The sequence below is a fragment of the Neobacillus fumarioli NBRC 102428 genome, assembly GCF_001591485.1.
Taxonomy (GTDB): Bacteria; Bacillota; Bacilli; order Bacillales; family Cytobacillaceae; genus Neobacillus; species Neobacillus fumarioli.
Map to the genome: position 1 here is coordinate 1 of NZ_BCUZ01000243.1, position 1,264 is coordinate 1,264.

The 1,264-nt window shown below is 38.7% G+C and carries 1 protein-coding gene and 1 tRNA gene; both read right to left on the reverse strand.

All coding sequences use genetic code 11. The annotated features are described in order from the left end of the window. Positions 1-323: 323 nt before the first annotated feature. On the reverse strand, positions 324-899 hold the full coding sequence (locus tag BFU02S_RS15890) for an RBBP9/YdeN family alpha/beta hydrolase (RefSeq protein ID WP_066372786.1): 576 nt from the start codon (positions 897-899) through the stop codon (positions 324-326). A gap of 198 nt (positions 900-1,097) precedes the next feature. Continuing rightward, positions 1,098-1,170, reverse strand: a tRNA-Ala gene (locus BFU02S_RS15895). Between the last annotated feature and the right edge of the window lie 94 nt (positions 1,171-1,264).

Genomic DNA, 1,264 nt, shown 5'->3' on the forward strand with positions numbered 1-1,264 from the left:
GAGTTCATCAGAACAATAAAAACATCTTTCAGGCATACCAAATAATCCTCCATTTCTTTATGATAGTCTAGTCTTTTCAAGTAGGGGATTATTTATAACAAAAAAATCCAATTTTGTTGAAACAGCCCATGTTGGAGCCTATTTGCTGCTTGCCTCGGAACAGGCACGGGCTATAACAGGTGAAGTAATTTCAAGTGACGGAGGATTAGCCGTCCGCGGGCTTGGGGAAAGGAAGTATAGATTCTTGCAGAGAATAAAACACCCTTAAAAATTAAATGGGCTCTGATGTAATAAACATCAGAATCCGTTGTATACAACAATATTTAACTTGTTAGAACAATTGCCTCATTTGATAGCGATGTCTTTAATATCCATGGCCATTTTCCGTGCCCGGAATCCACATTGATATGGCCCATATTTGGCAGAATGAGTGCAGGCAAGCCAATGTTCACATAGTTTTTAGCATCCTCAAGTCTGCAATAGGGATCATTAGAAGAATGAACAAATAATGTTTCCTCAGCTGCAGTAGTTAGATGCTTCTTTTCCAAGGGAACAGGAAAAAATGATTTTGCCGCCTCAAGTACCCTTGTCGGTGACGGAGGTGCAACAAGGATTACCTGCTTAGCTATTCTTTGATTTTGGCTGGCCGTATAATGGAGCCACAGCAGACAGCCTAGGCTGTGAGTAATAATTGTTAAGGGCTGAGTTTTAGGTATTGTCTTTATTACCTCAGCTAATTCTTCAAGCCATACCTTTTTCTCGGGAGAATGGAAATTAGAGAAGGTTGGATAACGAACATGATAATTTCTTTTCATTAGCTCATTAGCTAACCATGTCTGCCAATGCTCATCTCCACTTCCTCCTAAGCCATGCAGGATGAGAAAACTATGTTTGGTCATTCTAATTCCCCCTATTCCTATTAAACAACTTGGTTTTATAAGATTATATCTTTTTCGATCGGATGCTGCAACTGCTTTTCATTTATTATTTGTGACCTAAAATGGAAATTTTGGAAGAACTAATACATAAAGAGAATGAAAGAAGGTCTATAGAAATAGAAAAAACCCTTTGCCCGACGCAAAGGGTTTACATACAAATGGAGACTATCGGGATCGAACCGACGACCTCTTGCATGCCATGCAAGCGCTCTCCCAGCTGAGCTAAGCCCCCAAAACTTAAGTACATTTTAGATTATAGCGGGGAATTCTTATTTTTGCAAGAGGAAATTTTAAAATGCGAAAAATTTTTTAAAAGATAAGAAACT